At 63.3% G+C, this 1,239-nt stretch carries 1 protein-coding gene; it reads left to right on the top strand.

The window, feature by feature from the left end; all coding sequences use genetic code 11:
* Positions 1-61: 61 nt before the first annotated feature.
* Positions 62-1,209 (top strand): IS3 family transposase gene (locus tag ACT531_RS21720; protein WP_476018762.1). Its coding sequence is split into 2 segments (ribosomal slippage): positions 62-323 and positions 323-1,209, totalling 1,149 coding nucleotides; the frame shifts between segments, so codons are not numbered across the junction.
* Positions 1,210-1,239 lie beyond the last annotated feature (30 nt).

The following is a 1,239-nucleotide window of genomic DNA, read 5'->3' as shown; positions in this document are numbered from 1 at the left end:
TGGGCTGCTGCCGGTTTCGATGACACCTTGTTAAGGTGGAAGATGAAACCGGAGGTGGTTCATGGAGAGAAGAAGGACATTCAGCCGCGAGTTCAAGCTCGAGGCGGTCAGGCTGGTCACCGAGCGTGGCGTGGCTGTGGCCCAGGCAGCCAAGGACCTGGACGTTCACGAGAACGTGCTGCGCAAGTGGGTTCGTGAGTTGCGAGAGGAGCCCCAGGAGGCGTTCCCTGGCAACGGCAAGCAGAAGGCCCAGGACGCGGAGATAGCGCGACTGCGCAAGGAGGTTGCCAAGCTCAAGATGGAGCGCGACATCCTGAAAAAAGCCGCGGCCTACTTCGCGAAGGAGTCGATGTGAAGTTCGGCTTCGTGGCGAAACACCGAGGGGCCTGGCCGGTCAATCTGATGTGCGAGGCGCTCGGTGTCTCGCGGGGTGGCTTCTACGCGTGGCTCACACGGCCCAGGAGCCAGCGCAGCCTCAGCGATGAAGTGCTGGGCGCGCAGGTCCACCAGAGCTTCGTGCGCAGCGACCGCACCTACGGCGCGCGCCGTGTGTGGCACGACGTGTTGGAGCAAGGTCAAGCCTGTGGTCTGCACCGCATCGAGCGACTCATGCGAGAGCAGGCACTACGAGCCAGGCCCCGACGACGTGGACTGCCCAAGGACCGGGGCACGCGCAGCGCGGTGGCCGATAACGTGCTGGACCGCCAGTTCCGGGCCGATGGCCCGAACCAGAAGTGGGTAGCCGACTTCACCTACATCTGGACAGCCGAGGGCTGGCTGTACGTGGCGGCGGTGCTGGACCTGTACTCGCGGCGCATCGTGGGCTGGTCGATGCAGGAGAGCATGACCTCGCAGCTCGTGGTGGATGCGCTGATGATGGCCGTGTGGCGGCGAGGCAAGCCGGTGGCCTTGTTGCATCACTCGGACCAGGGTAGCCAGTACACCAGCGAGCACTTCCAGAAGCTGCTGGATGAACAAGGCATCACTTGCAGCATGAGCCGGGCCGGTGAGGTCTGGGACAACTCGGCCATGGAGAGCTTCTTCAGCTCCCTCAAGACCGAGCGCACGGCCAGGAAGGTGTACCGCACACGAGGGCAGGCCCGTTCAGATGTGTTCGACTACATCGAGTGCTTCTACAACCCGACGCGCCAGCATTCGACGCTCGGCTATCTCAGTCCCGTACAGTTCGAGAAAGCTCAAGAAGCTTAGGTCGGTGTCAACGGAACCGGCAGCAGCCCA

This window comes from Acidovorax sp. DMC1, from assembly GCF_056314325.1.
The sequence above is the reverse complement of the archived record's forward strand: the minus strand, read 5'-3'. Positions and strand labels throughout refer to the sequence as shown.